The sequence below is a fragment of the Leucobacter weissii genome, assembly GCF_017565745.1.
In the GTDB taxonomy this organism is placed as follows: domain Bacteria; phylum Actinomycetota; class Actinomycetes; order Actinomycetales; family Microbacteriaceae; genus Leucobacter; species Leucobacter weissii.
In genome coordinates this window covers 1-26,443 of sequence record NZ_JAGDYM010000013.1, presented here as the reverse complement: position 1 = coordinate 26,443, position 26,443 = coordinate 1, and the positions used below count along the sequence as shown (strand labels likewise).

The 26,443-nt window shown below is 67.6% G+C and carries 24 protein-coding genes; 2 read left to right on the top strand and 22 right to left on the bottom strand.

The features are described from left to right. Positions 1 to 59: 59 nt before the first annotated feature. Both J4H92_RS15430 and mobF read right to left on the bottom strand, forming a co-directional pair. Complete coding sequence (locus J4H92_RS15430) at positions 60 to 2,648, bottom strand: AAA family ATPase (protein WP_208098263.1); 2,589 nt, start codon at positions 2,646 to 2,648, stop codon at positions 60 to 62. A gap of 142 nt (positions 2,649 to 2,790) precedes the next feature. Then, positions 2,791 to 6,333 (bottom strand): MobF family relaxase, encoded by a 3,543-nt coding sequence (gene mobF, locus J4H92_RS11095; protein ID WP_208098262.1) that lies wholly within the window; start codon positions 6,331 to 6,333, stop codon positions 2,791 to 2,793. Positions 6,334 to 6,576: 243 nt separating this feature from the next. Between mobF and J4H92_RS11090 the strand changes: the two genes are divergently transcribed. Next, positions 6,577 to 7,761 carry a DNA cytosine methyltransferase gene (locus J4H92_RS11090; RefSeq protein ID WP_243752286.1) on the top strand — a complete coding sequence of 395 codons (1,185 nt, stop codon included), beginning with the start codon at positions 6,577 to 6,579 and terminating at the stop codon, positions 7,759 to 7,761. On the opposite strand, the gene J4H92_RS11085 is transcribed toward J4H92_RS11090, so the two are convergent. From J4H92_RS11085 to J4H92_RS11015, 15 genes are all read right to left on the bottom strand, one after another. Further along, complete coding sequence (locus tag J4H92_RS11085; RefSeq protein ID WP_208098261.1) at positions 7,740 to 8,870, bottom strand: AI-2E family transporter; 1,131 nt, start codon at positions 8,868 to 8,870, stop codon at positions 7,740 to 7,742. The genes J4H92_RS11090 and J4H92_RS11085 overlap by 22 nt on opposite strands. Next, entirely contained in the window at positions 8,867 to 9,598 is a 732-nt protein-coding gene (locus tag J4H92_RS11080) for a response regulator (RefSeq protein WP_208098260.1), read from the bottom strand. The genes J4H92_RS11085 and J4H92_RS11080 overlap by 4 nt, the downstream gene beginning before the upstream one ends. Next, positions 9,595 to 10,845, bottom strand: a complete 1,251-nt coding sequence (locus J4H92_RS11075; RefSeq protein WP_208098259.1) for a sensor histidine kinase — start codon at positions 10,843 to 10,845, stop codon at positions 9,595 to 9,597. The genes J4H92_RS11080 and J4H92_RS11075 overlap by 4 nt, the downstream gene beginning before the upstream one ends. 112 nt (positions 10,846 to 10,957) lie before the next feature. Continuing rightward, positions 10,958 to 11,107, bottom strand: a complete 150-nt coding sequence (locus tag J4H92_RS11070) for a hypothetical protein (RefSeq protein WP_208098258.1) — start codon at positions 11,105 to 11,107, stop codon at positions 10,958 to 10,960. Positions 11,108 to 11,121: 14 nt separating this feature from the next. Beyond that, a complete protein-coding gene (locus J4H92_RS11065; RefSeq protein ID WP_208098257.1) occupies positions 11,122 to 11,895 on the bottom strand; it encodes a glycosyltransferase family A protein in 774 nt (257 codons plus the stop codon). Beyond that, positions 11,892 to 12,776 (bottom strand): glycosyltransferase family 2 protein, encoded by an 885-nt coding sequence (locus J4H92_RS11060; protein WP_208098256.1) that lies wholly within the window; start codon positions 12,774 to 12,776, stop codon positions 11,892 to 11,894. The genes J4H92_RS11065 and J4H92_RS11060 overlap by 4 nt, the downstream gene beginning before the upstream one ends. 155 nt (positions 12,777 to 12,931) lie before the next feature. After that, positions 12,932 to 14,374, bottom strand: a complete 1,443-nt coding sequence (locus J4H92_RS11055; RefSeq protein ID WP_208098255.1) for an MFS transporter — start codon at positions 14,372 to 14,374, stop codon at positions 12,932 to 12,934. 60 nt (positions 14,375 to 14,434) lie between these two features. Beyond that, positions 14,435 to 15,043: a TetR/AcrR family transcriptional regulator gene (locus J4H92_RS11050; RefSeq protein WP_208098254.1), complete on the bottom strand. Its 609-nt coding sequence runs from the start codon at positions 15,041 to 15,043 to the stop codon at positions 14,435 to 14,437. Positions 15,044 to 15,293: 250 nt separating this feature from the next. After that, on the bottom strand, positions 15,294 to 15,662 hold the full coding sequence (locus tag J4H92_RS11045; protein ID WP_208098253.1) for a cyclophilin-like fold protein: 369 nt from the start codon (positions 15,660 to 15,662) through the stop codon (positions 15,294 to 15,296). Between the two features lie 8 nt (positions 15,663 to 15,670). Beyond that, a complete protein-coding gene (locus tag J4H92_RS11040; RefSeq protein ID WP_208098252.1) occupies positions 15,671 to 16,393 on the bottom strand; it encodes a DUF998 domain-containing protein in 723 nt (240 codons plus the stop codon). 42 nt (positions 16,394 to 16,435) lie between these two features. Next, positions 16,436 to 17,305 (bottom strand): SDR family NAD(P)-dependent oxidoreductase, encoded by an 870-nt coding sequence (locus tag J4H92_RS11035; RefSeq protein WP_208098251.1) that lies wholly within the window; start codon positions 17,303 to 17,305, stop codon positions 16,436 to 16,438. Between the two features lie 263 nt (positions 17,306 to 17,568). Further along, the gene (locus tag J4H92_RS11030; RefSeq protein WP_208098250.1) at positions 17,569 to 18,591 is read right to left on the bottom strand and encodes an aldo/keto reductase; all 1,023 of its coding nucleotides are present in this window, start codon (positions 18,589 to 18,591) and stop codon (positions 17,569 to 17,571) included. 92 nt (positions 18,592 to 18,683) lie between these two features. Then, positions 18,684 to 19,418, bottom strand: a complete 735-nt coding sequence (locus J4H92_RS11025; protein ID WP_208098249.1) for a DUF998 domain-containing protein — start codon at positions 19,416 to 19,418, stop codon at positions 18,684 to 18,686. 30 nt (positions 19,419 to 19,448) lie between these two features. Beyond that, positions 19,449 to 20,213 (bottom strand): SDR family NAD(P)-dependent oxidoreductase, encoded by a 765-nt coding sequence (locus J4H92_RS11020; RefSeq protein ID WP_208098248.1) that lies wholly within the window; start codon positions 20,211 to 20,213, stop codon positions 19,449 to 19,451. Positions 20,214 to 20,345: 132 nt separating this feature from the next. Further along, positions 20,346 to 21,257, bottom strand: coding sequence for an oxidoreductase (locus J4H92_RS11015; RefSeq protein WP_208098247.1), 912 nt, complete (start codon positions 21,255 to 21,257; stop codon positions 20,346 to 20,348). 97 nt (positions 21,258 to 21,354) lie between these two features. Here J4H92_RS11015 and J4H92_RS11010 point away from each other — a divergent pair, with 97 nt between their 5' ends. Further along, positions 21,355 to 22,032 carry a TetR/AcrR family transcriptional regulator gene (locus J4H92_RS11010; RefSeq protein ID WP_208098246.1) on the top strand — a complete coding sequence of 226 codons (678 nt, stop codon included), beginning with the start codon at positions 21,355 to 21,357 and terminating at the stop codon, positions 22,030 to 22,032. Positions 22,033 to 22,160: 128 nt separating this feature from the next. Here J4H92_RS11010 and J4H92_RS11005 read toward each other — a convergent pair whose 3' ends face one another. From J4H92_RS11005 to J4H92_RS10985, 5 genes are all read right to left on the bottom strand, one after another. Then, entirely contained in the window at positions 22,161 to 23,126 is a 966-nt protein-coding gene (locus tag J4H92_RS11005) for an arsenic resistance protein (RefSeq protein ID WP_243752294.1), read from the bottom strand. Continuing rightward, positions 23,123 to 23,575 carry a MerR family transcriptional regulator gene (locus tag J4H92_RS11000; RefSeq protein ID WP_208098245.1) on the bottom strand — a complete coding sequence of 151 codons (453 nt, stop codon included), beginning with the start codon at positions 23,573 to 23,575 and terminating at the stop codon, positions 23,123 to 23,125. The genes J4H92_RS11005 and J4H92_RS11000 overlap by 4 nt, the downstream gene beginning before the upstream one ends. A 120-nt stretch (positions 23,576 to 23,695) precedes the next feature. Continuing rightward, positions 23,696 to 24,607, bottom strand: coding sequence for an SDR family NAD(P)-dependent oxidoreductase (locus J4H92_RS10995; RefSeq protein WP_208098244.1), 912 nt, complete (start codon positions 24,605 to 24,607; stop codon positions 23,696 to 23,698). Between the two features lie 102 nt (positions 24,608 to 24,709). Further along, on the bottom strand, positions 24,710 to 25,426 hold the full coding sequence (locus J4H92_RS10990) for a DedA family protein (RefSeq protein ID WP_208098243.1): 717 nt from the start codon (positions 25,424 to 25,426) through the stop codon (positions 24,710 to 24,712). A gap of 12 nt (positions 25,427 to 25,438) precedes the next feature. Further along, on the bottom strand, positions 25,439 to 26,086 hold the full coding sequence (locus J4H92_RS10985) for a DedA family protein (RefSeq protein WP_208098242.1): 648 nt from the start codon (positions 26,084 to 26,086) through the stop codon (positions 25,439 to 25,441). Positions 26,087 to 26,443 lie beyond the last annotated feature (357 nt).

Sequence of the window (26,443 nt, the reverse complement as noted above, 5' to 3'; positions counted from 1 at the left end):
AGAAGTCGTGAGGGATTCCGCGCTCGGCCGACGTTCGTCCGTGGGGATGCCCTCATCGTTCAGGCTGCGATGTAGGCGGCCCGCGCTGCCTTGGCCTTCTCCCAGTCTTCCTGGACATCTCCGACGGTCGGTTTGGTGCTCATGTACTCGGCCGCGTGAGAGTGCCCGGTCATCCGCTCGCAAGCACGGTCGAAGAGAGGCTCGATGACTGCGATGGCATCATCGAGCCGGGAACTGTCGATCTTGGACAGGCGCGTCATCATGATGTTCTTGCGATAGCGCTGGGTGACGTTCTGCAGCAGCTCCTGCTCTACGAACGCTTCACACCAGGCTCGGATCAGGTCATACGTCTCCTTGATGAGCGCGTCCTGAACCACGGGTTCGGCACCGGGCATCTCCTGAAGTTTCGCGTTGATTCGTTTCGCGAGGTCAGCGGGCGTGTCCAACCTCGGCTCGACATCTGGCGCGAGGATTCCCTTAGTTTCTCCACCATCCCGGACCTCGTAGATGCGTGTTCGCAGCTTCTTGTTCTGTCTCGTGGCAATGAGCGCGGACGCGAACATGATGTTGTGAGTCAAGACAACGACTTGGTGTGTCTCGGCAAGGTTCTGGATACGAGCCGCGACCTCGTCGAGCCGACGGTAGTCAAGGCTCGTCACCGGGTCGTCGAAGATCAGCGGCGCTTTCGTTCCGCGCATTCGACTCTCGGCGAGGAAGTCCGCCAGCGCCAAGACCTTCTGCTCGCCTTCGGAGAGCACAGCGGACGGCTTGTAAGACGCGACTGCCTTCTTGCGTTGAGCTTGTCCGCTCCGGCCTTGGAACCGGAGCGCAACCTGTGGCGCGCGCAAGCGGGCGCACTCTTCGGCGAAGAGGGTCTCGAAGTTCTTATTCACGAGATCCTCGCTCGCGAGTTTCGACTGCACCGTGAGTTGCTTCGATGCGCCGTTCGATATGACACGAGAGAGCTTCTCGAGTTGCTGAGCTCGTCGCGCGCGTCGTACATACTCGCGGGCCGCGGCGAGGTTTCGGTTCAGCTCGATGCGCGCGACCAGCTCCGAGACCGCTTTCTGCTTCTCGGCGAGCGCGGTAGCAGCATTGGCCTTATCGTCTGCCATCTGCCGCACGGCAGCGCTCACGCTTTCCAGCTCTACTGACACGGCAGAAGCAACGGCTCGTGCGTCCTCGCGGAGGGTGTTCTGTGCGGCGGGCTTCCCATCCGCCGTGTCCTGCGCAATGACCCGTGTCGTGGCGAGCACGTCACACGCTTGGCTGGCCCATGCAGGAGGGCTCTCGCGATCCTGCTGTTCCGAGGCGAACTCGATCGCACGAGCCAGCTCTGCTTCGTTCATACTGAACTTCGCGCTCGCCAGACCCGCTTTCGCGTCCGTTACCTGGCGGATAAGTGTCTCGTCAAGGAACGTGCGGTAGCGAGTGAGCAGGTTCAGAGCTGTCGGGCTGAGTTCCTGCATGCAGTACAAGCAGGAGTCCCCGTTCGTCGGGTAGTGCTCGCGGCCAAGGTGCTGTCGATACGAGTCACCGGCGACCACGAACTCTTGCCAGGCTTCATCTGCCGGGCCGGGTAGTTCATCCTGGCTGAAGAGTTGCTCGCGCGCTTCCGCTCGTCGCTGCTCGGCCTGGTCGAGTTTGGATCGTGCGGTCTCGTAAGCGGCCGCGTCGAAGTTCTGCGCGGAGGTAAGGATGCTGCGTAGACGCGTGAGTTGCCGTTCCGTGTCCTGTGAACTAGAGAGGATCGCGTCGATAGAGTTGGAACGTAGTGCAGCGACTTCGCCTTCCAGCCGCTCGCGATCGGTCTCCGCGCCTTCGGGTAGCGTTGCGAGAGCGTCGAGTTCCGCGAGGTCGGTGGTGGCGCCGAGAGTCTCGATCACTGGGTACACCTTCGTGCCGCGTGTGAACCGTGCGAGCAACGGGTTGCTTCCTGGCGCCAAGGCGCTCACTTCTGCTGCAATACGCTGCTGGACACCTTGCATCCCAGTCGCGACGTGAGCAAACAACGCGAGTTCGGCGGGCGTGTAGACATAGCCCAGGTCGCTGTCGACGTGCAAGGACACCGCACTGGCGTCGAAGACACTGATCCGAGTGAACGGCGCCAAGCCGGCTTCGTCGCTCCACCGTACCGACGACTCGGCTCCTGACAGGCGATAGGTGATGTCTGCGGCCGGCGAGGGTGGGGTGTCGAGGTGCACCGCGTGCGCGTTCGGCAGGATGTCTTCGGCCGTACGCACTGCTGATATCCGCTTCAGGATTCGCGCATACCCGGTCTTTCCCGATCCGTTCTGTCCGAACAGAACCGTCAGCTCCGAATCGAAGCCGAGTTCCTGGTCCGCGGCGAGTGCGTTGACACCCTCGATGTTCGCAAGACTGACCAGTTCGAGTGTGTCCTCTTCCGCTGCATCTGCTGCCGACAGCTCGAGCTTTGGGATATCGGGGGCGTCACCGTCACCGAGGCCCTTCTCGGCGAGGAAGGTGGCGTACGCAGCGTCCAACAGGGCGTCACTCGGGGCTTGCCGGGAGAGGATCGTTTCGGCGGTGAGTTGACGCACCCACGCGTCCTGCCCGTTCGCCCAATCCACCAGCAATCGCCGAGGCGTTGCATCACCCAAGTTGACTGAGACCTCATCAGCGGCCACATCTACCTCCGTCCTGGCGAACGGTGTCAGGAGATACGTGTCGCCGATTCAACTCGAACAGTCATGGTGATACCCATGATGCCCGACCTCTGGGACCGGAGCGACGACGACACGGCGTCCAAAGCCGGGACGTCATCCTGGCTCATCGTGACGGCCCGACCCACTGCGCCCGTGCCTTGCGGGGGCGCTCGTGTTCCGGCTGTTCGCCCCGGGCGAGGTTCTGCGCCCGGTCGAGCGCAGCACCGGCGCGGGCGACGTCGAGCTTCTGCGTCTCGGCCTCGGCGGGTGCTCCGAGGGGTGCAGGCCCGGTGACGCCGTAGCGGTCGCGGTAGGCAGCGACGGTGCGAGCGGCGTTCCGCCATGCCTGGGCCGCTCGTGCCTGCTTCGGCTGGACGCCGAGCTTCATGATCCACTCGTGCTTCTCGGTGAGCGCGGTGTCGAGGAGAGCATTGGCGCGGGCCTCGATGAGGTCGCGTCGCTCGGTCAGCGCCTGCCGCATCTCGGACGGCACGGTGCCAGTGGCTTCGGGGATGAGGCCGGCGATCAAGCGTGGCGCCTTCCGCGTGCGACCAGACCCTGATGGCCGCGTCGTCGCCTTAGCGACGCGGTAATGCAGGACCGCGGCGATGTCGTCGGCGTCCCCGAACCCGCGTGCTCGCACGAGGCGCGGTAGCAGGGTCTCGACGTCGTGCTGGTTCGCCTCGGCCCGCCGCAGCTCGGCGGTCAACGCTCCGAATGCGGGCGAGGCGATCGCGTCGTCTGCGTCGTCTTCGCTGAGCCCGGAGGAGCGGATGAGTGCGGTCCAACGGTCGTGTTGTGCGGCGGCGGCCAGGGTCTCGTACTCGGCCGCGAGCTGGGCGATCGAGCCCCAGGCGTCTTGCTCTGCCGTGATGGTCTCGTGGGCGGAGAGCTCGGCGCCGGCGTGCTGGAGGATCGCGGCCATGACGCTGCGGCCGGTCGCCTGGCTCCGGGGGCCGTTGTGCGCGGCGTCGGGCCGGTCGACGGCGAGATAGGCGCGGTTGCTCTCGGCGCCGCGGGTCATGGCGACGTAGAAGTTCTCCCTGGTGGTCGTCGCGTCAGCGAGGACGTGGGCGGTGTCGACCGTGACGCCCTGTGTCCGGTAGGAGGTGATCGCGTAGCCGAGCTCGACATGCTCTGCCGCGTAGTCGGCGGGGATCACGACCGAGCCGCCCCATCGCTGGCCGACTCCGCGGAGGGTGAGGGAGCCGTCGTCGCGGACCTCGGTGACCGTCCACCTGTTGCCGTTGCGGACCCAGCCGCGGCCGGCTCGGAGGCGGCGGTCGTTGTGGCGGGTGATGACGGTATCGCCGGCCGCGGCGCGCTGGCCGTTGTGCAGCTCGACCTCGCGGCGGGCATTCACGGTGCCGTCCAGGATCAACTCGGCACGGGCACGCTCGTTCAGCGCCAGCACGGACTCATTCGAGTCCGCGACCAGAACGCTCGACTTCCCGCCGAGCATGTCGGTGCGCCAGGCGGCGTAGGCGGCCTCGATCATCGCCTCCGTGTCGCCCTCGGTGATGCGCTCGTGCGTCGCGTAGGCGTCGATGACCGTCGTGTCCCCGTGTCGCAGGCCGAGGGAGGCGGTCTTCTCCCACGGGCTTCTGAATCGGTGGATGTCGACCAGCTCGGGGGCGTCGTCGCGGTCGTGGACGAGCATCGCGTAGGCGCCGGAGGCGGTCGGCGACTGGAGCTGGGCGTAGTCCCCGACGAGCAGCGTCTTCGCCCCGGCTTCGACGGCGAGGGCGGTGATGCGGTCGAGGGAGACGGTGCCGGCCAGGGATGCCTCGTCGATGATGACGAGCTGGCCCTTGCGGAATGTCTTGCCGTACATGATGTGGTTCTGCCACCACTTCGCCGTGTTCTCCGTGGCGATCCCGAGGTCATCGGCAAGGACCTGCGCGGCGACCGCGGACGGCGCGAGTCCGACCACGCTGCCGTGTCCGTGCTCGTGCTCCCATGCCCGCCGTAGGGCGTTCATCGCGGTCGTCTTCCCGGCCCCGGCGGGACCCACGAGGACGTCGATGAGTCGGCCGGAGAGGGCGATCTTCGCCAGCGCGTCCGCTTGGTCTGGGCCGAGGTTGCGGCCGTGCCGGTCGGGTCGGCGGGCGATCCGCTCCACGGTGACCAGGGGCACGGTCGGCCCGGTCGTGGTGCGGGCGCGGTCGAGGAGGCGGTCTTCGGCCGCCAGCAGCATCTCCGAGGAGAACACCGCCGAGTGCTTCGGCCGGAACACCGAGGTGCCGTCCGGCCGCTGGAACGCCGCCGGGCTCGATGCGAGCTCGGGCGGCGTCAGTCGCAGCGAGGCGGCCTCGGCGGCGTCGACCACGAGGCCGACGACGGCCTCCCGATCTTCCGTGGAGGAGAACCTGTAGCCGGTGGTCTGCCTCGCGGCCTCGGCCATCAGGTTCCACCGCCGCCAGGTGGAGCGCTTCTCGCCGACCGCCTCGACAACCCTCCCGCCCAAGTTGGTGATCACATCCAGCGGGATGTCGTCGGCGCGCAGCAGCAGAGGTGCCTCGTTCACCGTCACGGCCCGCGCCCACGAGGTCGGGTCTGAGCCGAGGATCTGGCCGGCCCTTTGCCGCCAGGATGCGGTGAGGTCCGCGAGCGAATGGACTTCCTTCTCCGGGCGGGTGGAGAGAGTGGCCTGGGCGCGGAGCTTCATGATCGTCGCTGGCGACGGGCGCCTGCCGTGTTCGGAGACGTAGCGGTCGATGAGGCGATCCGTCTCGGCGTCGATGTGCCGGGCACGGGTGGAGAACTCCTTGACCAGCTCCTCCGGCACCGACGCGACCGCCCACGCCGGGTTCCGGTCCCGCCCCTGCTCCCGGGCCTCCCACTCGACTCCGAGCATCCGGGTCAGGTGGTCTGCGAAGACGGCCTCGTGCAGTTCCGAGAGCGCGACCGTCGCGGCGTGCATGGGTCGGCCGTCGAGGGAGCGCCACTTGCCGTCGAGGACGGTCTGCACCTTGTTGGAGATGACGACATGGGTATGCAGGTGCGGGTCGCCCGCCCGGCTGTCGTAGTGATCGAACGCGGTGGCGACCAGGCCGCGAACATCGACTTGTGCAACCGCCCCGTCGCGCCCGGTTGCGCCGGTGCGGGTCGCTGCAACCTCCCGTTCCATGAACGCAACCACCTCCGCAACCGCCGCATGATGCGCGTCCGCGATAAGCGCCTGCGTCCCCGCGTCCGCAACCGCCCAGAGCACCGAGGCGGACTTCGGGATGGAGAAGGTGAAGTCGTAGCCCGCAACCGCCCGGCGCACCCCGCGCGCAGTCTCCTCGGCCTTGATTGCGGCGGTCGCCTCCGCACGGCTGGCCGGCCCGAGCTCGGGATCGAGGGCGGCCACGCGCTCCGCGATCCGTTCGGCGACGGTCTTGTAAGCCGGATACGCCTTCCCGAGCGGTGCGCCCGTGACGGGGTGCCTGCCGAGGCCGAGGAGGAGTTCGAGCTGTGCTTCGGTGACCTGATCGCCCTCCGCGATCATCCCGCCGAGCGCCGCGATGCCAGCGCCGAGCCACTGGCCCGGCGGCGTGCCCGCCTCCGAGTAGTAGCGGGTCAGCGGGGTCGAGAGCGACCTGTCGCCGTCCCCGGCGACGACCGTACGCAGCAGGTACTTGTAACCGTCGCCCGCGCTCATCACGCGCATCGAGACCGTCATCGCGCCGTCTCCCTCCGCTCGCTCACGAGGTGGGCGAAAGCCCGCCGAAGGCGGGCTCAACCTCGATCTGCAAGAGGCGTGGTAGCTCTGAGAGTGGCCGGAGACGACAGCTCGGGCGGGTGCCGGGGGTGAGCCGTGATCGGCAGGGTGCGGGACGCTGTGCGAGCACCTGGCAGGTGACCAGCCCGGTCAGGAGCTCACGAGTGAACGACGGCCGGGGATCACCGATCTGCCAGAGTCCTCATGCGCCCATCGAACCACGAGACCCAAGCTCATCGTCTACGGATCGGGTCGCTGTTCTCCGGCTACGGCGGGCTCGACCTCGCCGTCGAGGAGGTCTTCGACGGGGAGACCGCGTGGTTCTCCGAGTTCAGCCCAGCGGTGGCGCGCGTGTTCTCGCACCACTGGCCGGGTGTACCGAACCTGGGTGACATCACCACGATCGACTGGAGCCAGGTCGAGCCCGTCGATGTGCTCTGCGGCGGATTCCCCTGCCAGGACGTGTCCACGGTCGGGCGCATGGCCGGCCTGCATCCCGGCACCCGCTCGGGCCTGTGGGCGCGCACGGCCGAGGCGATCGCCGTGTTGCAACCCGAGTGGGTCGTCGCCGAGAACGTACGCGGCCTGCTCTCCGCTACAGCGACCCGCCCCAACCCGGAAGGAGACAACCCCGATGGACGCAACCCCTCCACCGCAACCCCCGAACCCGCAACCGAGGATGCTGCCGTTCGCGGTGTGGAATCCGACCCGTGGCATCTGGGAGACCAGTCAACTCGACCTCTACGGGCTCTTGGCGCCGTACTCGGCGATCTGGCCGACCTCAGGTATGATACGCGCTGGCTCGGCCTACCCGCTTCCGACATCGGAGCGCCCCACACCCGCTTTCGCATCTTCATCCTCGCCCGTCGCACTGTTCCGGACGCCACTGGCCTCGGATGCCGCCCGCGGCGGGGAGAGCCTGGATCGCGTCAAGGCCCGGCGTGGGACGATCGCCCTGTCGCATCAGGTCATCGACCTGGCTCTCAACGGGCCGGCCGGCTCCCGGCAAACTCAAGATCCGGAGTTGCTGTGGCCGCTCATCGGACAGCTCTTCGACGCTGGGGACGCTACGCTCTGGCAATCCGACGATGGGAACACCTCACCGGACGAGTAGCCCCCTCACCGACCCTCATCAGCGACGACGGCCAGTATCGCCCCGCGCCTCGTTTCGTGGAATGGCTCATGGGCCTACCCGAAGGCTGGGTCACCGATTCCGACCTCGGGCTCACGTTGCCCGAACAGCTGCCCTCGGCAACGGTGTCGTACCAGCCCAGGCTATTCATGCGCTCGATGCGTTGCGTCGAGCTCACATCCGCGGCCGACCGCCGCGCTGATTCAGGGGCGCCAACGGAGCGCCGACGCAGCGTTTACGCTCGTGCAGCGGACTGACGACGCGTCTTCGCTAGTTCTTGCGCACTTGCGGCAATGGCTATGGCGATGGGAATAGAGAGCAGTGCGCCGAGGATTCCGTAGAGCGCCCCGCCGATGAGCGTGAGAAGTAGTACGACGATCTGAGGCATGTTGACGCGGTGCCCGATGACTCGGGGGGCGATGACGTAGGCCTCGACGAGTGCGTAGATGAAGTACCACACGGTCAGGGTGACCCAGGTGGTGGTGTCGGTGGGGGCGGTGAGTGCTTGGACGGCGACGACGATGACGGCGCCGAGTTGGATGCCGATCAGTGGGATGAGGGTGCACACGAGTGCGACAGCGGCCAGGAGTACGGGCAGTGTCGCGCCGGTGATGAGCAGGATGATGAGGGTCAGGGCACCGTTGAGGAGTGCCAAGAGGATCAGTGCGCGCAGGTACTGTCCGACGGAGCGGGTGATGCGGTCGGTCACGCGGATGCCGGCGCGACGGTGGGCGGCGGGCAGTAGCGCGAGGAACTGCCGCCGGAACCAGGTCCCGGATGCGAGGAAGTAGACGGTGAGGATGATGACGAGCGCCGTCATGAGCAGGCCAGTGCCGAGTGAGGTGACGAGGCTGAGCGCGTCGCTGTAGACGGTGGCGGCCGTGACGGTCTCCAATAGTGCGTGGACGGCCTCGTCGAGCATGACGTTGACGTCGAGCACGGTGTCGGGGACGAAGCGCTGGAGCCCGACAGCAAGGGAGTCCAGCGAGCCTGAAGTCAGGAACTCGTCGGTGCGAGCGAGCAGCTGGGTCGCCTGTTGGGTCAGGGTCGGGACCAGCAGCAGCACGCTGCCAACGATGACGAGGAGGGTGCTGCCCGTGACGGCCCCGATGGCGAGACCGCGAGGGACGCGGCGGCGTTGCAGGGCGCGGACTGCGGGGGCGAGTCCGATGGCGAAGATCGCGGCCAACGCGATCGATGCTAGTAGTGGCAGAAGCAGCGGGATGGAGGACCACGCGGTGAACGCTGCCAGCGCCCCACCGGCGAGCAGCAGCCCGGTGGCAAAGGGGCGTCGCAGGCTCACCGAGCGGCGGCGGGGGGTGGTGTCAGACAGGGGTTCGGTGTCGGGTGTGGTGAGTGGGGTCATCGCTGGCCACCGGGATGTCGCAGGTGGCGGGAGGTGGCGGACTGCTCGGTGGCGTGGAGGTCTCCGGCGCGCACGAGGCCGGTTTCGTAGGCCAGGACGACGGCGTGGACGCGGTCTCGGAGTCCGAGTTTGGTCATGACGCGGCTGACGTGGGTCTTGGCGGTCTGCTCGGCGACGTGGAGGGCCCGGCTGATTTCGAGGTTGGAACGGCCGCGGGCCATCTGTTCGAAGACCTCGCGTTCACGGTCGGTGAGATCGTCGAACACGGTCTGTGGCTGCAACGGTCCGGGCGAGCTCTCGACGAAGTGTTCGATGAGGCGTCGGGTAATGCGGGGCGCGAGGAGTGCGTCGCCGTCGTGGACGGTGTGGATCGCGGAGATCAGGTTCTCTCCACCGGAGTCTTTGAGGAGGAACCCGCTGGCCCCGGCGCGGAGGGCCTCGTAGACGTAGTCGTCGAGGTCGAAGGTGGTCAGCATGATCACCGCAGGCGGGGGTTCGTGGGCGAAGGGGGCGGTGGTGATGGCGCGGGTGGCGTCGATGCCGTTCATCTCGGGCATGCGGATGTCCATCAGGATCACGTCGGGCCACAGGGTGCGGGCTTGTTCGATCGCTTCGCGGCCGTTGCTGGCCTCACCGATCACGCTCATCCCGGGGTGGGCGTTGACGATGGCGGAGACACCGACCCGGTACATCGGCTGGTCGTCGACGACGAGGATGTCGATGCTCATGGTGTGTCCTTCCGGAGGGTGGTGGGGAGGGTGGCGGCGACGACGAAGCCTCCGTCGGGTGAGGGGGCGTGGTCGATGGTGCCGTGCAGCAGGGCGACGCGTTCCCGCATACCTCGCAGCCCGTTCCCGCCCGCCTCGTCCCGGGCGGCGGGGGCCGGATGTGGCGGTGGGCCGTTGCTCACCCGGACGTCGAGGGACTCGCGTCGGTGACGCAGAGTGACCCGGACGGCGGCGCCCGGGGCGTGCCGCATCACGTTGCTGAGGGCTTCTTGCACGATGCGGTAGACGGTGAGCTCCACGACGGGGCTGAGACTGCCGGGGGTGAGGTTGCTGGCGAAGTCGACGTGCACGCCGACCTTCTCGGTGCTGCGGATCAGCGCGGGGATCTCCGCGATCGTGGGTTGCGGTGCGTAGTAGGTCTCGTCCTCGTCGGGGTGCAGTGCGTCAAGGAGCTGCCGCATCTCGCCGAGGGCGGCGCGGGCGGAGCGGGCGATGTCGTCGAACTCGGTGCGTGCACCGTCGAGGTCGTCGACCCTGTAGCGGGCGGATTCGGCTTGGATGTGCACGATGGACATGCTGTGGGCGACGACGTCGTGCAGTTCGCGTGCGATCCGCGCGCGTTCCTCGACGGTGGCACGCCGCGCCTGTTCGAGTTGAACGTCCCGCTTCGCGGTCGCGGCGATCTCACGGACGTTCTCCCGTTGCCCGATCGCGATGGAGACCGCCAGCGGGGTGAGGGTGACTGCCATGCTGATCAGCACGTCCATGCCCCAGTCGGGTCGGGACATCAGCTCGTTGGTGTTCAAGGCGACTACGACCATCATGCCGAGCAGGTTCAGCCACCACGCGGATACGGAGATCAGCCAGCTCTCGCGCAGACCGAGGATGACCAGCAGTGCCATGAGTGAGGCCAGTGTGGGCACCGGTACCGGCCAGAAGTCCTCCAGCCCCACGCGGGCCGCTTCGCCGATCAACACCACGCTGACCATGTGCACGGCGATCGCGGCACGCGGGTAGCGCACGGCCATCGGCAACGTCATGCACTGCACGCTCACCAGGGCGAACGCGATCACCAGCGGCATGTCGTAGAACCCGACCAGGGCCGGGACGGAGAAGCTGAACAACCCGATCGTGGTCACCACGATCGCGATCCACCCCAGCGTCGGCATCGCACGCGCAGGGGTGGGCCGCCGCGTCACCCGTCTCAGACGGTTCCAGGGGCCGGAGGCGAGCGAGAGCATCATCATCGAGCCCAGGCTTGGATGGGCGGGCGGCGTCCCGGTTCGCTGACATGCCGATCATCGTGGGCGGCGGGGCGGTGTGCCGGCGGGTGGTGGAGGTGGGGGGTGTGGGTGCGGGTCATGCGGTGTGTCCTCGGGGTGTGCGGTGCCGGATCCTGACGCGGTGGGCGAGCTCGAGGACGGTCACGGCCGCGATGTAGACCACTGCGAGCGGTAGCAGGGCGATGCTCAGCACGAGGAACAGCAGTGCCGAAAGGGTCCTGCTCACGCCGGGTGCTCTCGTCATGACTGCGCGGCCCGCGCGTCCTGTCGCGGCTGCGGCATCGCGGCCATGGTGCGGCGGCGGGCGGCGTAGCGCCGGTGCGGGAGCTGGTCGGGCAGGTGCAGCGAGAAGGTGTGCACGGCACGCCGCAACCGGCGGACGTACACGCTGATGCTGTCGAACGGGCGGGCAGAGATCCCGACGACGAGTGCGTTGTCGAGCCTGACCCGGGAGTGGGCGGGCAGCCGGTAGCTCAGATCCATGTCGTCGTGGATCTCGCTGTCATCGCGCGGCACCGACGCGCTGACGGCCCGCCACGCCTCGGATCGGACGGCACAGTTGGACCCGTAGAGAACGTGATGTCCGAGCAGGAGGCGCATCGAGAGGAAGTATCCGTAGATGTAGAAGCCGCGGGCGAGGAGCTCGATGGTGCGGTTCATGTTGTAGAAGGTGCCTGGGCCGGTGACGGCGACCGCCTCGGGGTTCTCATCGAGGGTGCGTTCGATGCGTTCGATCCAGGTGGGCGGGAGGATCGAGTCGGCGTCGCACCGGGCGATGATCTCCCCGGTGGCGGTGTCGAAGCCGCGGGCAGCGGCGGCAGTGATGCCTGGGCGAGGTTCGTCGATGAGGGTCGCGGCGTATCGGTGCGCGACGAGGGCGCTGTCGTCGGTGGAGCCGTTGTCGACGATGATCACCTCGTCGGGTCGGCGGGTCTGGTGGGCGAGGGATTCCAGGCAGCGTTCGAGCATGCGGGCGTCGTTGAGGACCGGGATCACGACCGTCACGGTGGTCATGAGGCCACCTGTCGTGGGGTCGGGGTGGCGGCGTGCAGGACCCGCGCCCACCAGTACGCGTGCTGCAGGAGGACCTGCGGGACCCGCAGGTGCCAGTCGTCGATGCCGTGGCTGGTGTAGGTGCGTTCGAAGCGTCTGGTGTAGTCGCGGAACGACCCGGGCGAGGACGACAGCCTCCGTGCGGAGACCGAGGCGCGCATGCCGCTGAGGTAGGTCGCCGCAAGCCCTGCCTCATACAGGTGGACGGCCAGGTCGATGTCTTCGTGGTACAGGTCCTGCAGGTCGCGGCAGGCGTCCGGTTCGATCCGGTGCCAGGCCCGGGCGCGGATGGCCATGTTGCTGCCGTACAGGAACGGGTAGCTCTTGCCCAGTCGTCGCAGCGTCCGGCGGATGAGGTCGTCGGAGGTGCGGTCAAGGCCCCGCAGGGCCAGGTCGTAGTAGGTCACCGGTCCCGTGACGGCCGCGATCCTGGGATCGGTCATGGTGTGCGCGACGTGCGCCACCCAGTCCGGTTCGAGGAGGGAGTCGGCGTCGATGCGTCCGAGTACCTCCCCGGTCGCGTGGGCGAACCCGAGGTTGCGGGTGGGGACCAGGCCGAGTTCGTCGGACTGTGTCAGCAGCCGGATGCCGGCGTCGGGATGCTGCCGGGCGAGCTGGGTGACGATGCTGGCGGTGCCGTCGGTGGAGCAGTTGTCGACGACGATGATCTCCCACGCCGGCAGGGTCTGAGCCAGCGCGGCCTCGATGCACCTGCCGATGGTGTCTTCCTCGTTGTGGGCGGGGATGATGATCGACACCGTCGGCGCCCGGTCCCCCCGCGACGGCACGGGGGTTCGCGGACCGGTATGTCGAGGGGTGTCGGCGGTGATGCTGGTGAGCATGACGGGTCCTTTCCTACGGATGCTTCCAGGGTAGGAATCGACCCGCGGGCGGGGCATCCCCCCGCTGTACCCACCTGCGGGGTACCGGCGTACGGTCCCGCGTACCTCCTGCGGGCGCCAACCGGCGCCGAACGCCCCGGCGACGGTGCGCGGGGTTACCGGTCGCCGTCGTGGTCATCGTGGCGGGGTTTCGGGATGAACAGGCTCAGCACGATCGCGAGGATGCCGACGAGGGTGCCGGTCCAGAAGACGATGGTGAACCCGGCGGCGGCGGGGATGGCGCCGGTGGTGTGGGTGGCGAGGATGGCGGCGACGGTGGCGGTACCGATGCTGCCGCCGATGGTGCGCACGATCGTGTTGACGCTGGTGGCCTGCCCGGTGGCGGTGGGTGGCACGTGGGCGATGATCACGTTGGACATGCCCGCGAACGCCAGCCCCACCCCGGCACCGGTGAGGACGCAGGCGGTGAGGATCTGCCAGAGCTGGTCGTGGCCGAGAGCCGGGACGAGGTAGCCGGCGGTGACGGCGATCGCACCGAGGATCAGCGGGGTGCGGGTGCTGGTGCGTCGTCCGATGAGACCGGACAGCGGCCCGAAGATCAGCATCATCAGTGTGGTGGGCACGAACACCAGCCCGGCTTGGGTGACGGTGAGCCCGAACCCGTACCCGGTGGCGGCGGGAAGTTGCACCAGCAGCGGGATGAGCAGGAACGTGCTGTACATGAGGAACCCGTACAACAGCCCGACCAGGTCGGTCACCCACACACCACGGCGACGCAGCAGAGACATGTCGACAAGCGGTTCCCTGGTGCGGGTCTCGGTGAGCACGAACACCACGAGCCCGCCCAGCCCGGCGACGGTCAGGGCGATGGTCGCCGGGCTCGTCCACCCCCACTCCGAACCCTTGCTGACCGCGAGCAGCACCGCGACCAGCGCGGCGGACAGGATCAGCGCGCCCTTCCAGTCCAGGCGGCCAGGGCTGCGGACCGGGCTTTCGGGGACGAACCACACCACACCGGCGATTGCGACCGCGATCGCTACCAGCGGCAGCCAGAACAGCCAGTGCCAGGACAAGGCGGTCACGATCGGGCCGGCGAGCACGATCCCGAACCCACCCCCGATGCCCAGCAGCGCCGACAGCAACCCGACCGTCACGGGCACTTGCCGGGCCGGGAGCAGGTCACGGACCATCCCGATCGACAACGGCATGATCGCCCCGGCCGCACCCTGCAACACGCGGGCGGCGATCAGGACAGTCAGGTTCGGTGCCAGCGCGGCGGCCACGCATCCCACGGCAAGAAGGATCAGCGACCCCAACAGCACCCTGCGCTTTCCAACCATGTCCCCGAGCCGGCCCAGGATCGGGGTACACACCGACGCCGACAACAGATACCCGGTGAGCACCCAGCTCACCGAAGCGGTGTCGGTGCCCAGATCCGACGCAATCCCCGGAAGCGCCGGGGCGACCATCGACTGCAGCAGCGAGAACGCCAGACCCCCCAACGACAAGCACGCCACGATCGGCCACGCCCGCCCCCTCCCGGTGCCCGCCGAGGCGAGGCCGGCCGGCTGGTGCGCCGGAGATGCTGAAGCGCTCATGAGAACCCTCCCTGTAAACGATTGTTTACATCAGAGGATAGACCTGACCTGTGTGGGGTCTCAACGGTTGTTCTTGGCGGGGCCAAGGAGTGCGGTGATGAGGTCGCGCATGGGGGCGGCGAGAGCGTCGGGTGTGGCGTCGGCGAGGGGGCGGAGGTCTGTGGTGCGCAGCGCGGTGATGCCGATGGTCGCGGCCAGTAGTAGCTGTCCGCGCAGGCGGGCGTCGGGTGCGGTCGAAGCACCGGCGAGCCGGTCGCCGATCGTGTGCAGGGCCCGGGTGCGGGCGCGTTCGGCCTGGACGTTGTCGCTGGAGCGCAGCAGCAACAGCAGCACCTGCGCGGTGGCCCCGGGCGGTGTGGTGGCGGTGATCTGGCGGGTGAGGGCGGCAGGCAGCTCGTGCAGGACCAGGGGCGCGTCGTCGTTGTCGGTGAGCTGGTCGATCGCGTCGGTCAGACACCGTTCGAACAGGCCGGCTTTCGAACCGAAGTACCGATTGATCAGCGACACGTTCGCCCCGGCGTCCGCGCAAATCTCCCGCACCGTCGTGGCCGCGTAACCGACTCGCGCGAATCGTTCGGATGCCGCGGCGATCAGAGCCGCACGGGTTCGGTCCGCGTCACGCCCGACGCGGTGTGCGCCTGTCGTGTGGGCCTCGACGTGTTGATTCATTCGGCACTCCACCTCCGCTCCCAGGGTAGTCAGCGACGGTGATGCTGTGCCGGGTTGACCGAACCGCCGCGCCCGCGGGTTCAGCGTGCTCGTCCGGCGGCAGCCGTGGGGTGGCCGGGGCGTTACGTTGGGCCGGCATGGGTGCTCGATGTGCGCAGATCGGGAGTTTCTGGCCAGATCACGGTGCGTGCTGTCGGTGTGGTCCCGAGTGATCGTCGCGGCGAGTCGGGTCGGGGGACGCTGAGGATGGTCAGGCGGTGAGGACTTCGGCGGTGACGGGGGCGGCGGTGATCTGTTCTAGTTGCGTCATCGTGGCCCGATATCGGCCGAGGTGGACGAGTTTCTTGTTCGGTTTGTAGCCGGCGGGGTCGTACCAGAATGCGATGCTGTTCCACGGGGTGAAACAGATGAGGTCTCCCGGGTGAATCCCGGAGGCCGGTGAGCCTGCGATGGTGAGCTTGTGTGGAAGCCGAACGAGCTTTTCCAGTCCTGCGTTGTCGGCGAAGTTCAGGTTGGTCAGCGGTAGTTGGTCGATCAGGGACCGCACCGTGGGGTTGTCTTCGTCGATGGTGACGTCGATGAACGTATGGACGTTACGGAAGCGGATGGCCGTTCCCACGGGCGAGTTCATCCGCGGTCACCTGCCGGAAGCGCGGTCGTGGTTGTTGCGCGGTGCGAGCGTCGGCCGCGCACGACGAGGGCTGTTCCAGCGATGATCTCCGCGGCCATGACGGTGTATACCGCGATTCGTTCCGGAATTCCGTCGACGGGGGTACCGCTGGTGGACAGGAGGTAGGCGAACGCTCCGATGCCGATGGCGCCCAACGCGAGGAAGGCGCCGCCCAGCGGCCTGACTCGCTGCCGCAGCAGGTCGATACCCGCGATGATGGCTGCAGCGTTGCCTCCGACGATGGCGAGCAGCGCTCCCAGCCCATGCAGGACCGCGGTGCCGTCCTCCACGGCGGCCTGCGAACCGTGGAACAGCCCGACGAGGCTGATTCCGGCGCCGTGGACGACGGCGAGGACAAGGAAGGCCCACCGCAGCCCGGGCCGGGAGATTGCCCGCCAGATCAGCGCCGCTGCGACGATGAACACCACACCGTGAAGAACGAACGCGGTGTTCATCACCAGGTGAAGAGGCGAGTCGATCATCCGGCCTTGGAACTCGGCGACATCGGGGACGCCAAGGTCGCTGATGTAGTTGTAGCTGTAACTGTAATCCGGGTCACGCCAGGCGGACGCGGTGATGGCCTCGAGGATGACGTAGGTCAGCCCGTTCAGAAACAGAAGGATCGCGCCGACGGTCAGTCGGGTGCTTCGTGTGGCGTGGGGCGTTGTGGTGGAGTTCATGAGGGCGTAATTCGTGAGGGGAACGGTCGCTCAACCGGGCGGTCAGGGCAGGTAGGGGGTGAGCACTGTCAGGCAGTAGTCCCAGACAGCCTTCTCGCTCGCTGGGGTGTGGTGTCGTTCGCTGACCTTCTCTTGCCCCTTCGGGCCGTAGTAGCGGTCCGAGAGCCCCTCGGCTTCGGGTGAGGTCGCGGCGTAGATGGTGGGCTGGGCGCCCTTCTCCGCGGTGGTGCCGAACAGCGGCACGAACACGGCGAACAGGACCTTCATCAGGAACGGACGCTGGTCCGCTTCGCCGAGGCTGGTCTTCGCGGTGCCGGGGTGGGTGGTGTTCACGTCGATGGTGATGATGCCGCGGGCGAGGAGGTCTTTGCGGAGGGCGCGCATGGCCCAGATGACGTACAGCTTCGACAGCCCGTACGCGCGGGTGTAGGAGTAGTGGTCCTTCAGTTCGATGTCGTCCAGGTAGGGGCGTCCGCCCTGGGCGTGGGAGGCGGAGGAGACGGTGACGATGCGTCCGTGCGGGCTCCTGGCGAGACTGTCGACGAGCAGCAGAGACAGCAGGACCGGGGCGAACAGGTTCACCGTCATGGTCTTCTCGTGGCCTTCTGCGGTGGGCTGCCAGGTGCCGCCGTACTGGTTGCCGGCGTTGTTGACCAGCACGTCCAGCCGGTCGTACTTGCCCGCGACCTGCTCGGCGAGGGCCTTCACCGACGCGAGGGACTCCAGGTCGGCGATCATGACGTCCACGTCCGGGTTGCCGGTCTCGGCGATCAGCTCCTTCTGCACCGTGAGGGCCTTGTCGCGGTTGCGGCCGTGGAGGATGACGGTGTGGCCTTGCGTGAGGAACGCCTTGGCTTCTTCGCGTCCTAGGCCGCTGGTGGCGCCGGTGACGAGGATGATCTTCTTGTCCATCAGGGGGTGTCCTTCGTGTCGAGAGTGGTGAACGAACTCGCGCGCGCGAGTTCTGGGTTCCGGGAGGGGCTGGCACGGCGGATAATGCGGACCCCCCCCCAGGGGGTCAGCGGCGGGTGGTGTCGGCGATGACCAGGGAGGCGGCCCGGAGCACGCTGGTCGCGGCGCCCCGGGCGGGGGTCTCACTCTGTGCGGCGTCGAACGCCGCACAGAGTGTTTGCGTCTTGACGTTGCGCACGCGCACGAGTTGGGGAACGAGAGTGTCAGCGTCTACGCAGGGTTGCGTCGGCGATTGCGGGGACGGGCATCTCGTACCGGTCCTGGGAGGCTACGTCGGCGCCGGGAGTGGTGAGAGCGTCGATGCGGTCCAGGATCGCGGCATCGAGGGTGATGTCGGCGGCCTTGACGTTCTGGGCCAGGTGCTCCGGGGTGCGAGGGCCGATGAGGACGGTGCTGACGGCCGGATGCGATTTCACGAACGCCAGCGCGAGCTCTGGGAGGGTGAGATCCAGGTCACGGGCGATCTCCTGCAGACCGTCGACGATGTCGAGCTTGCGCTGGGCCTCGGGGGTGGACAGGTCGAATTCTCCTCCGGCGAGGTTGGCGCGCTGGGTGTTGACCGGCTGGTCGCGCTTGATCTTGCCTGCCAGCCACCCGTTCGCCAGTGGCGACCAGATGAGGATGCCGAGGTTGTGCTTCTGCGCGAGCGGAAGCACGTCGGCCTCGATTGCCCGCTGGAAGATCGAGTACGACACTTGCTCGGTAGTGAACCTCGACAGGCCACGTTCCTTAGCGATCCACTGGGCATCCACAATGGTGTGCGCGGGGAAGGTGGAGGAACCGAAGTTGACGATCTTTCCCTCCCGCTGCAGGTCCGTGAGGGCGGAGAGGGTCTCGTCTAGGTCGGTGTCCCAGTCGGGGCGGTGCACTTGATAGAGGTCGATGCGGTCAGTGCCGAGGCGGCGTAGGCTTGCCTCGACGGCGGTGCGGATGTAGCGGCGCGACGCGCCACCTGCGAGGGGCTGGTCGGGGGCACCGTTTCGGAACTTCGTGGCCAGCACGATGTCGTCGCGGCGGTCGCCAAGAGCCTTTCCGAGCAGGGTCTCGGACTCACCGAAGCTGTAGATGTCCGCTGTGTCGAAGAGAGTGATACCGGCCTCGAGGGCATCGCCGACGAGGCGGTTCGCGCCATTCTGGTCGACGTTGCCCCACGCGCCGAGGTTCATCGCCCCGAAACCGAGGACGCTGACCTTGATGCCGGTACCGCCGAGAGTTCGCTGTTCCATGATGTTTCCCTTTTCGTCTTGAAGTAGGACCTGCTCCGGGTGCCCGACACTCTGTGCGTGCGGTGAAGCACCCAATTCGGCGATAGTGCCGTTCAAACCCCGCTATTGGAGGTGTGACGGGTGGCGCGCAACAGTCCGACGCCGGCGATGACCTGCGCGGCGAGGAACGGATAGATCACGATGCGCTCAACGAGCCCGTCGACGGAACTTCCAGAGATGCTCAGCAGAGTGATCAGCGCGGAGATACCGACGACTCCGAGTGTGGCGAAGAGAGCTCCCACCACTCGGCTGCCGACGCTAGTGAAACCCTGCTGGCGGCGGCGGAACAGGTGGATTCCGATGAGTATCAGGATGATGTTCGCACCGACAAACGTGGGAAGTGCCCCCACGCCGTGCCACACGGCCGTGCCGTCGGCGACTGCCGCGTCTGAGCCGTGGAAGCTAGCCACCAGAATCAGACCCGCCGCGTAGAAGGCGGAGATGATGAGGTAGAACCAACGCATCACTGGAGCAGACACCGTTCGCCACAGCATGATCGTGGCGGCGAGAAGCAGCACCCCTTGCAGGGCGAATCCGGCGATGTTGACCAGCAGGTGCAGTTCTGAGTCCAGCGGCCGGCCTTCGAAAGTGCCGGGATTGGGGACGCCGAGGTCGCTGATGTAGTTGAAAACATAGCTGTAGCGCGGGTTGTCCCAAGCCATTGCTCCGATGGCTTCAATGACCCAATACAGCAGCGGCCCGATGATGAGGATGGTTCCGCCGATACGCCAGCGCCGCAGCGCGTGGGGGGTTCCCGTCAGCGTGGCGGGAGCGGTGCGAATAGACATGGTCCTGTCTTCCTGAACGTGGTAAACGTGTCAGGGGCGGATGAAGGCGCCGCCGTCGACGTCGAAGGACGCGCCGGTCATGTACTTGCCGCCTTCGCTGATGAGGTAGACGGCGAGGCTGCCGACGTTGAGTTCGGCGTCGCCGATGCGGCCCAGCGCGATGGTCTTCATGATCTCGGCGATGATCTCCGGGTGCGCCTTCTCGTACCGCTCGGACTCGGCCGAGGCGACGTAGGGGTTGATGACGTTGACGGTGACCCCGTCGGCGCCCCACTCTTTCGCCGCGATCCGCGACAGTCCGCGGATGGCTTCCTTGTTCGGCCCGTACGCGGCGTGGCGGGGAACGGACTGCACGCCGGCGCCGGAGCCCATGTTGATCACGGTGCCCTGGGTGGCCTTGAGGTGCGGGAGGGCTGCGACCATGTACCGCCAGGTCGCGAAGAATCCGGACTCGAAGGTGGCCTGCATGTCATCCCAGGTGGTGTCCTCGACCGTTTTACCGGTGCGGAACTCCTGCGCGTTGTTGATCAGCACGTCCAGGCGCCCGAACCGCTCGATGGTCTGCGCGACGACGTTCTCCGCCACCTGCGGGTCCTTGTTGTCGGCCGCGAGGGCGAGGACCTGCGCGTCGGGCACGAGCTGCTCCAGCTCCGCCTTCGCCGTAGCGAGGGAATCGGCGTTGCGGCCGGTGAGGACGACGGCGATGCCTTCCTTGACGTAGGCCTTGGCGATGCCCAGGCCGGTGCCCTTGCTGCCGCCGGTGATGATGGCGACCTTGCCGGTGAGAGTTGACATAGTTCGGTTACTGCCTTTCATGAGAGTTGCGCGGGCGGTGGGTGTCGACGAGCGCGGGGACAGTCACCACCAGGCGGCGGCGACGAAGAAGTACGGGAAGAAGGGAAGGGGAAAGCGGAAGCGGGGTGGGTGTCAGAGGCCGACGGAGGTCAGGGTCACACCCGTCAGCCGCTCCGCCTCGGCCCACAGCCGGGCGGCGGTCTGCGTGTCCTGCCCACGCTTGGAGATCCGGGCCGGGGCGGGGCTTCCGATCAGACCGAACCGGGGTCCGTAGTAGCCGCCCTGGGTCACGTCCGACCGGGTCGCCGCGTACAGCATCGGTGCGGCTCCGGCGGCGGGCGAGTGACTGGGCGTGATCCGCCAGGCGATGCGGATCGCGAGGATCGGGCGGTCACCGTACTGGGCGCCGTTGTCGAAGATGTTGGTGGAGGAGTTCCCCGGGTGTGCACCCACCGACAGCAGGTTCCAGCCCTTGTCCTTCGCGATCCGGGCCAGCTGCTGGCTCAGGAGCATGTCCGCGAGCTTCGAGCGGCCGTACGCGCCGTTCGCGTCGTAGGACTTCTCCCAGTTCAGGTCTTCGAAGTCGATCGGGGCCTGATTGCTGCTGGACATCGTCACCACCCGCGGGGCGGCAGCCTTCAGCAGCAGCGGCAGCAGCCGCACGGTGAGCGCGAAGTGGCCGAAGAAGTTCGTCCCCAGCTGCATCTCCAGACCGTCCTTGGTCTCGTACCGCTTGGGGAGCATCATCACCCCCGCGTTGTTCAGCAGCAGATCCACCGGCGTCCCCTCCGCGATCAACTGGTCAGCGAACTCCTGCACGCTGGACAGGTCAGCCAGATCCAGCCGGCGCACCTCCACCTTCGCGTCCGGGTGGGTGGCGAGGATGTCGCGCTTGGCTTCCTCCCCCTTGGCGAGCGTGCGCACCGCCATGATCACGCGGGCACCGGCGCCGGCCAGCCCGCGGGCGGCCTCCTTGCCCGTACCGCTGTTCGCTCCGGTGACGACGGCGAGCTTGCCGCTCTGGTTGGGAACCTCGTAGGTCATGATCCACTCCTCAAAAGACTGCTGGTCTGTTCGTGATCTCGACGCTAACACACCATCGGTCTGTACACAAGAGCCTGCCGGTCTGTAGAGTGGGGGTATGGATTTTCAGAGAGCACGTAGCGAGGAGCAGCGCGAGCACCGTCGCCAGCGCATCCTGGAGATCACCGCGGACATGCTGGCTGAGATGCCGGTGTCGGCGGTGAGCCTGAACGAGATCAGCCGCCGCGTCGGATTGGCGAAGTCCAACGTGCTGCGCTACTTCGAGTCCCGCGAAGCGATCCTGCTGGAGCTGCTGGACACCGAGACCCGCGCCTGGGTCGCGGAACTGGACAGCACCCTGCACACCACAGAAGGATCAGCGACAGAGCGGTCCGAACAACTCGCCTCTGCGATCGCCTCCACGCTGCAGGGCCGACCGGTGCTGTGCGACCTCATCGCCGCGCAGGCGGCGGTGCTCGAGCGGAACGTGTCGACCGAGGTGATCCTGCGCCACAAGCACGCCACCCATGGCATGGCCGAGGACCTCACCGGGATCGTGCTCCGGGTGCTGCCCGAGCTCGACGGCGCCGATGCGCTGCACGTCGCTGTGACCACGATTCTGATCACCAGTGCCGCGTGGCCGCACTCCACGCCCACGCCCGCACTGCAGGCCGCGTACGACGCCGACCCCGCCATCGCCGCGCTGCACATGGGATTCACCGACATCGTCGGCAGCTCCCTCACCGTCACCCTGGCCGGGCTCCTCGCCCGACACGACGCCCCAGCACCTCGATAGGACGGCTCACGGCGGCGTGGCCGAGCGCGAGAATGTGATCGCCGCTCGTGCGATCAACGCTCCGCGCTACCCCGGTGAGTGCCGCCTTCCACCACGGGCGCACCCGCGCGCGGCGGGGCAGACGCGTCTCAGGTGGTCGGGCTGATGGCCGGGACTGCGCGGACAAGGATGACCATCGCGACCAGTTCGACGAGGGTCTGGGTAACAACAGCCAGCGGTGCGATCGCCAGCGAGGGCGGGAGGGCCAGGGCGAGTGGGAGGACGACGAGGGAGTTGCGGGTGGCGGCGGAGAACATCACGGCCCGCGTCGACCGGACGTCCAGCCGCGCCACTCTCCCCGCGAGCTTGCCGATGGTGACGGCGATCATGACGAAGACGGCGTAGAGCGGCAGCACCCGCAGAAGCGCGGTGATCTGGGAGCCGACCGCGGCGATCTGGGAGCCGATGACCACGGCCAGGGTCGCCATCATCAGCGGCACCATGACGCCGGCCATGACGGTCTCGATGACGCGTCCGGTGCGGTGTCGGCGGGCGAGGATCTGCACGAGCGCGGCCGTGGCGAGGGGGATGACGATCAGCAGCAGGAACGCCTCCGCGAACGGGGCGATGTCGATCACGGCGAGCACGTCCGGGCCGGCGAACAAGAACAGGTACGCCGGGAGCAGCAGGATCTGCGCGAGCATCAGCAGCGGGGCGGCCGCGAGGAGGCTGGCGCGGGCTCCGCCGGCGAGGCCCGTGAACACGATCACGTAGTCGATACACGGGGTCAGGAGCACCAGCAGCACACCCAGCAGCAGCCCCTGGTCGTCGGCCACGAACCGGGACAGCCCCCACGCAGCCAGGGGCACGAGGACGAAGTTGGCCACCAGGACCGTGCCGAGAAAGCGGATGTCGCGGAACGCTCGTCCGACCTCGGTCAATGGCACACCCAGGAAGGTCGCGAACAGCAGCAGCATCAGCACCGGCTCGATGGAATGCTCCAGCACCGGAGCGACGCCCGGGAACGCCAAGCCCACCCCAGCGCCGGCAGCGATCGCGACCAGATAAAACGGGATCTGGTGAGCGTCCCACCCCTGAACGATGCGCCGGATCAGCTCCACTGCGACCCCTCAGCGGGTTCCTGATCAGACTGGCAGGCACGGCGGATTGCGCCCAGCAGCATGCACTCGCTGCGGCAGGACTCACCACTGTCCGGGCACGCGGCGACCCTCTCGCTGGCGACCACCAGACGCTCTCGCAGCAGGCGCAGCGCAGCCAGATGCGCATCGACCTCACGCAGCCGGTCGGTCAGCTTCGGGTGCAGCGCGTCACGAACCTGCGTGCAGCTATCACCGTCGACCACGACCAGCAGCTCGGCGATCTCGGGCAGGGACAGCTCCAGTTTCTTTGCCGCCTCGATGAACGTAAGCCGCTCCAGCACGCCGTCGTCGTAGGCGCGATACCCATTGGGTTCACGGCGGGCATCGATGAGCCCGATGGAGTCGTAGTAGCGCAGCGTGGTCGCGGGAACACCTGACCGTGCCGCGACCTCAGATATGCGCACACTGTCAGCCTAAACGTTCAAGTCCAGTTGAAGGTCTAGGGGTGAGCGCAGCTGGCGGTGGACGACCACCAGGCGCGGCCCGAGCTTGTCAGACCGGCTGCGTCGCGCCACCAGGCCCGGTCATGTCAAGGGCGTCAGGGATACCCCGGTGAGTTGCTCGGCCTGCGCGCAGAGCTGCTCGGCCAGCTCTTCGTCCCGCGCCTGGTCGGGTAGTGGTTCGGGGCGGGGCGGGCCGGGGAGCGGCCAGGTCGTTCCGTAGTGGCCCCCTTGTGTGACGTCGGGTGCGGCGGCGGCGTGCAGCACAGGGTCCACGTCGCCGACCAGCTGCCCCTCTGGTAGGAGGTTCGCGCGAACCGAGGTGAGCCAGCTACCAGCCGGGCGGTCCCACGTGGCCGGGCGGGAGTGCGCGTGGTCGCTGCCGGGGCGCGCGCTCGTTGCGAGCAGAGGCCAACCGTACGTTGTTGATATTCGCGCGAGCCGTTGAGTGAGCAGCAGCCCCGCAAGCTTGGACGCCGCATAGGCGTCGGCGGCGTGGTACGAGCGTTCGGAGTTCACATCATCGAGAACGATTCTTCCGCGTCGGGCTGCCCGGCTTGCTCCCGTCACGATGCGGGACGAGGGCGCTGACAACAGCGCGGGCAGCAGGCTCGCGATCAGTGCGTGCGCGGACAGGAAGTTGGTAGCCATCTGCAGCTCGAAGCCATCCGCGGTCTCGACGCGAGTGAGAGGGCAGGGGGCCTCGGCGAGGTTGATCAGCATGTGGACGGGGAGCCCGTCCGCGATGTGAGCGGCGGCGAACCCGCGGACGCTGGACAGGTCGGACATGTCCAGGCGCCGCACGCACAACTCCGCGCCGGGGTGTGCGGCCATGATCTGGCGGCGGATCTGATCTCCGCGGGCGGGATCGGGAACTGCCAGCGTGACCGTTGCCCCGGCGGCGGCCAGCGCGCGAGCGACCGCGCGACCCGGCTCGGTGTCGGCCCCGGTGACGATCGCGATTCTGTTGAATCGACTGGGAACCTGGTAGGGCATCGGTCCTTCTTTCCTGTGGAGGGAAGTGAGTGTCTTGACGCCGGGGCGAGGGCTTGACCTGTGCGGGTGGGGCCGTCGATGGGCTCAGTCACTGTCGCGGGTTCAGGCGCGATCGATCGAGGCCGCGTGTGGTGAGGAGTCGTCCGCGCCCTGCGTCGGAGTGGGGGTGGCGGTCGCCGGGGGCTCGAGGTGGCGTTTCTCGGAGCGGAGGATGAACCGTTTGACGGCCCACACGCCGCAGACGAACAGGAGAATGACGGCGACGAAGATGTACCCGGCAATGTGAAGGCTGCCGGCGTACTCGCGCATTGCGTTCGCGGCGAGGGACCCGACGGTGACGTAGGCGGCTGCCCAGATCACACAGGCGGGGATGGTCCATGCTAGGAAGGTGCGGTACCGGAACCGGGTCATCCCGGCGACCATGGGGACGGTGGAGTGCAGCACGGGGACGAACCGGGAGAGGAAGATCGCGAGGCCTCCGCGGCGCTGGATGTAGCGTTGCGCCCGCTCCCACTGCTGGTCGCCGAGGAGTTGGCCGACGCGGCTGCGCTGCAGGGCGGGGCCGAACCAGCGTCCGAGGGCGTATCCGATGCTCTCGCCGATGAGCGCGCCGACGACGACGACGACGAAGAGGACGACCCCGCCCCAGAAGGTGGTCACGCCGGTCGCGGCGAGCAACACCACGGCGTCGCCGGGGACGACGAGCCCGACCAGGGCGCTGGTTTCCAGCATCATCGCGACGCCGGCGATCGTGGTGCGCAGAACGGGGTCGAGGGCCTGGATGGTGTCCAGCAACCATAGGAGGAAGTCGTTGAGCATGAGGGGTCCTGGTCAGGTGCGGGGGCGGGCGAGGATGCGTTGGCGGACGCGGACGGTGATGAACCAGGCCGCGGCGAGGCCGATGCCGGTGAGCACGATGAACTGCAGGGGGCCGGCGTACTGCTCCACGACCGGCCACGACTCACCCAGCAGGTAGCCGGCCAGGACGAACACGGTGTTCCAGATCAGGCTGCCGGCGGTGGTGAGCAGTCCGAAACGCCACAGCGGCATGCGGGCGACACCGGCGGGGATGGAGATCAAGCTGCGGAAGATGGGCAGCATGCGGCCCAGGAACACCGCGAGCGGACCGTACCGGTCGAACCAGGCGATGGACCGGTCGACGTCGCTGCCGCGCACCAGGGGCAGCCGGTCGGCGGTGCGCCGCAACCGGTCCGCTCCCAACCACGCGCCCAGCCCGTACAGCAGGAACGCGCCGACCACCGACCCGGCGGTGGTCCAGGCGATGGCTTCGACGAGGGTGAACGAGCCGCGGCTGGCGGCAAGTCCCGCCATCGGCAGCAGGACCTCGCTGGGGATCGGGGGGAATAGGTTCTCCAACGCGATCGCGATCCCCGCGCCGGGGGCGCCGATGGACTCCATGAGCGAGACCGCCCAGTCTGCGATCGTCGACAGCAACGACCCGTCACCAGCTCCGGTCATGCCCGATCAGACCCGCCCGAGGTGAGCCGCTGGAAGAACGAACGGACGGCGGCGGTGACCCGTTGCCACCACGTGGCGGGCTGTTGCGGGGTGTTCGTGGAACTCATCATCGTGCCTTTCTCAGGTGTCGAACCGTCCCCAGATATGTGGGGGTGCGGTCTGGCGTGAGGGGGCGCCCCCATCACACAACCCAGCATCAGTTGTTCGTCGCGGTGGCGCGTCGCCCTGGCTGTCGCGCGTCAGACTATGTGGCAGGGCTGTTAGTTGAGTCCTGAACGGAGAGTCCGACATGGGAAGACCACCCCAGATTCCGGTGGAGAAGAAGACAAGGATCGTGCTGAGCGTCCTTGCCGGTGA

Bases quoted from the DNA above. Each gene is read 5' to 3' on its own strand.
- mobF (WP_208098262.1), bottom strand. From the start codon at position 6,333: ATGACGGTCTCGATGCGCGTGATGAGCGCGGGCGACGGTTACAAGTAC.
- J4H92_RS11090 (WP_243752286.1), top strand. From the start codon at position 6,577: ATGCGCCCATCGAACCACGAGACCCAAGCTCATCGTCTACGGATCGGG.
- J4H92_RS11085 (WP_208098261.1), bottom strand. From the start codon at position 8,870: ATGACCCCACTCACCACACCCGACACCGAACCCCTGTCTGACACCACC.
- J4H92_RS11080 (WP_208098260.1), bottom strand. From the start codon at position 9,598: ATGAGCATCGACATCCTCGTCGTCGACGACCAGCCGATGTACCGGGTC.
- J4H92_RS11075 (WP_208098259.1), bottom strand. From the start codon at position 10,845: ATGATGATGCTCTCGCTCGCCTCCGGCCCCTGGAACCGTCTGAGACGG.
- J4H92_RS11065 (WP_208098257.1), bottom strand. From the start codon at position 11,895: ATGACCACCGTGACGGTCGTGATCCCGGTCCTCAACGACGCCCGCATG.
- J4H92_RS11060 (WP_208098256.1), bottom strand. From the start codon at position 12,776: ATGCTCACCAGCATCACCGCCGACACCCCTCGACATACCGGTCCGCGA.
- J4H92_RS11055 (WP_208098255.1), bottom strand. From the start codon at position 14,374: ATGAGCGCTTCAGCATCTCCGGCGCACCAGCCGGCCGGCCTCGCCTCG.
- J4H92_RS11050 (WP_208098254.1), bottom strand. From the start codon at position 15,043: ATGAATCAACACGTCGAGGCCCACACGACAGGCGCACACCGCGTCGGG.
- J4H92_RS11040 (WP_208098252.1), bottom strand. From the start codon at position 16,393: ATGAACTCCACCACAACGCCCCACGCCACACGAAGCACCCGACTGACC.
- J4H92_RS11035 (WP_208098251.1), bottom strand. From the start codon at position 17,305: ATGGACAAGAAGATCATCCTCGTCACCGGCGCCACCAGCGGCCTAGGA.
- J4H92_RS11030 (WP_208098250.1), bottom strand. From the start codon at position 18,591: ATGGAACAGCGAACTCTCGGCGGTACCGGCATCAAGGTCAGCGTCCTC.
- J4H92_RS11025 (WP_208098249.1), bottom strand. From the start codon at position 19,418: ATGTCTATTCGCACCGCTCCCGCCACGCTGACGGGAACCCCCCACGCG.
- J4H92_RS11020 (WP_208098248.1), bottom strand. From the start codon at position 20,213: ATGTCAACTCTCACCGGCAAGGTCGCCATCATCACCGGCGGCAGCAAG.
- J4H92_RS11015 (WP_208098247.1), bottom strand. From the start codon at position 21,257: ATGACCTACGAGGTTCCCAACCAGAGCGGCAAGCTCGCCGTCGTCACC.
- J4H92_RS11010 (WP_208098246.1), top strand. From the start codon at position 21,355: ATGGATTTTCAGAGAGCACGTAGCGAGGAGCAGCGCGAGCACCGTCGC.
- J4H92_RS10995 (WP_208098244.1), bottom strand. From the start codon at position 24,607: ATGCCCTACCAGGTTCCCAGTCGATTCAACAGAATCGCGATCGTCACC.
- J4H92_RS10990 (WP_208098243.1), bottom strand. From the start codon at position 25,426: ATGCTCAACGACTTCCTCCTATGGTTGCTGGACACCATCCAGGCCCTC.
- J4H92_RS10985 (WP_208098242.1), bottom strand. From the start codon at position 26,086: ATGACCGGAGCTGGTGACGGGTCGTTGCTGTCGACGATCGCAGACTGG.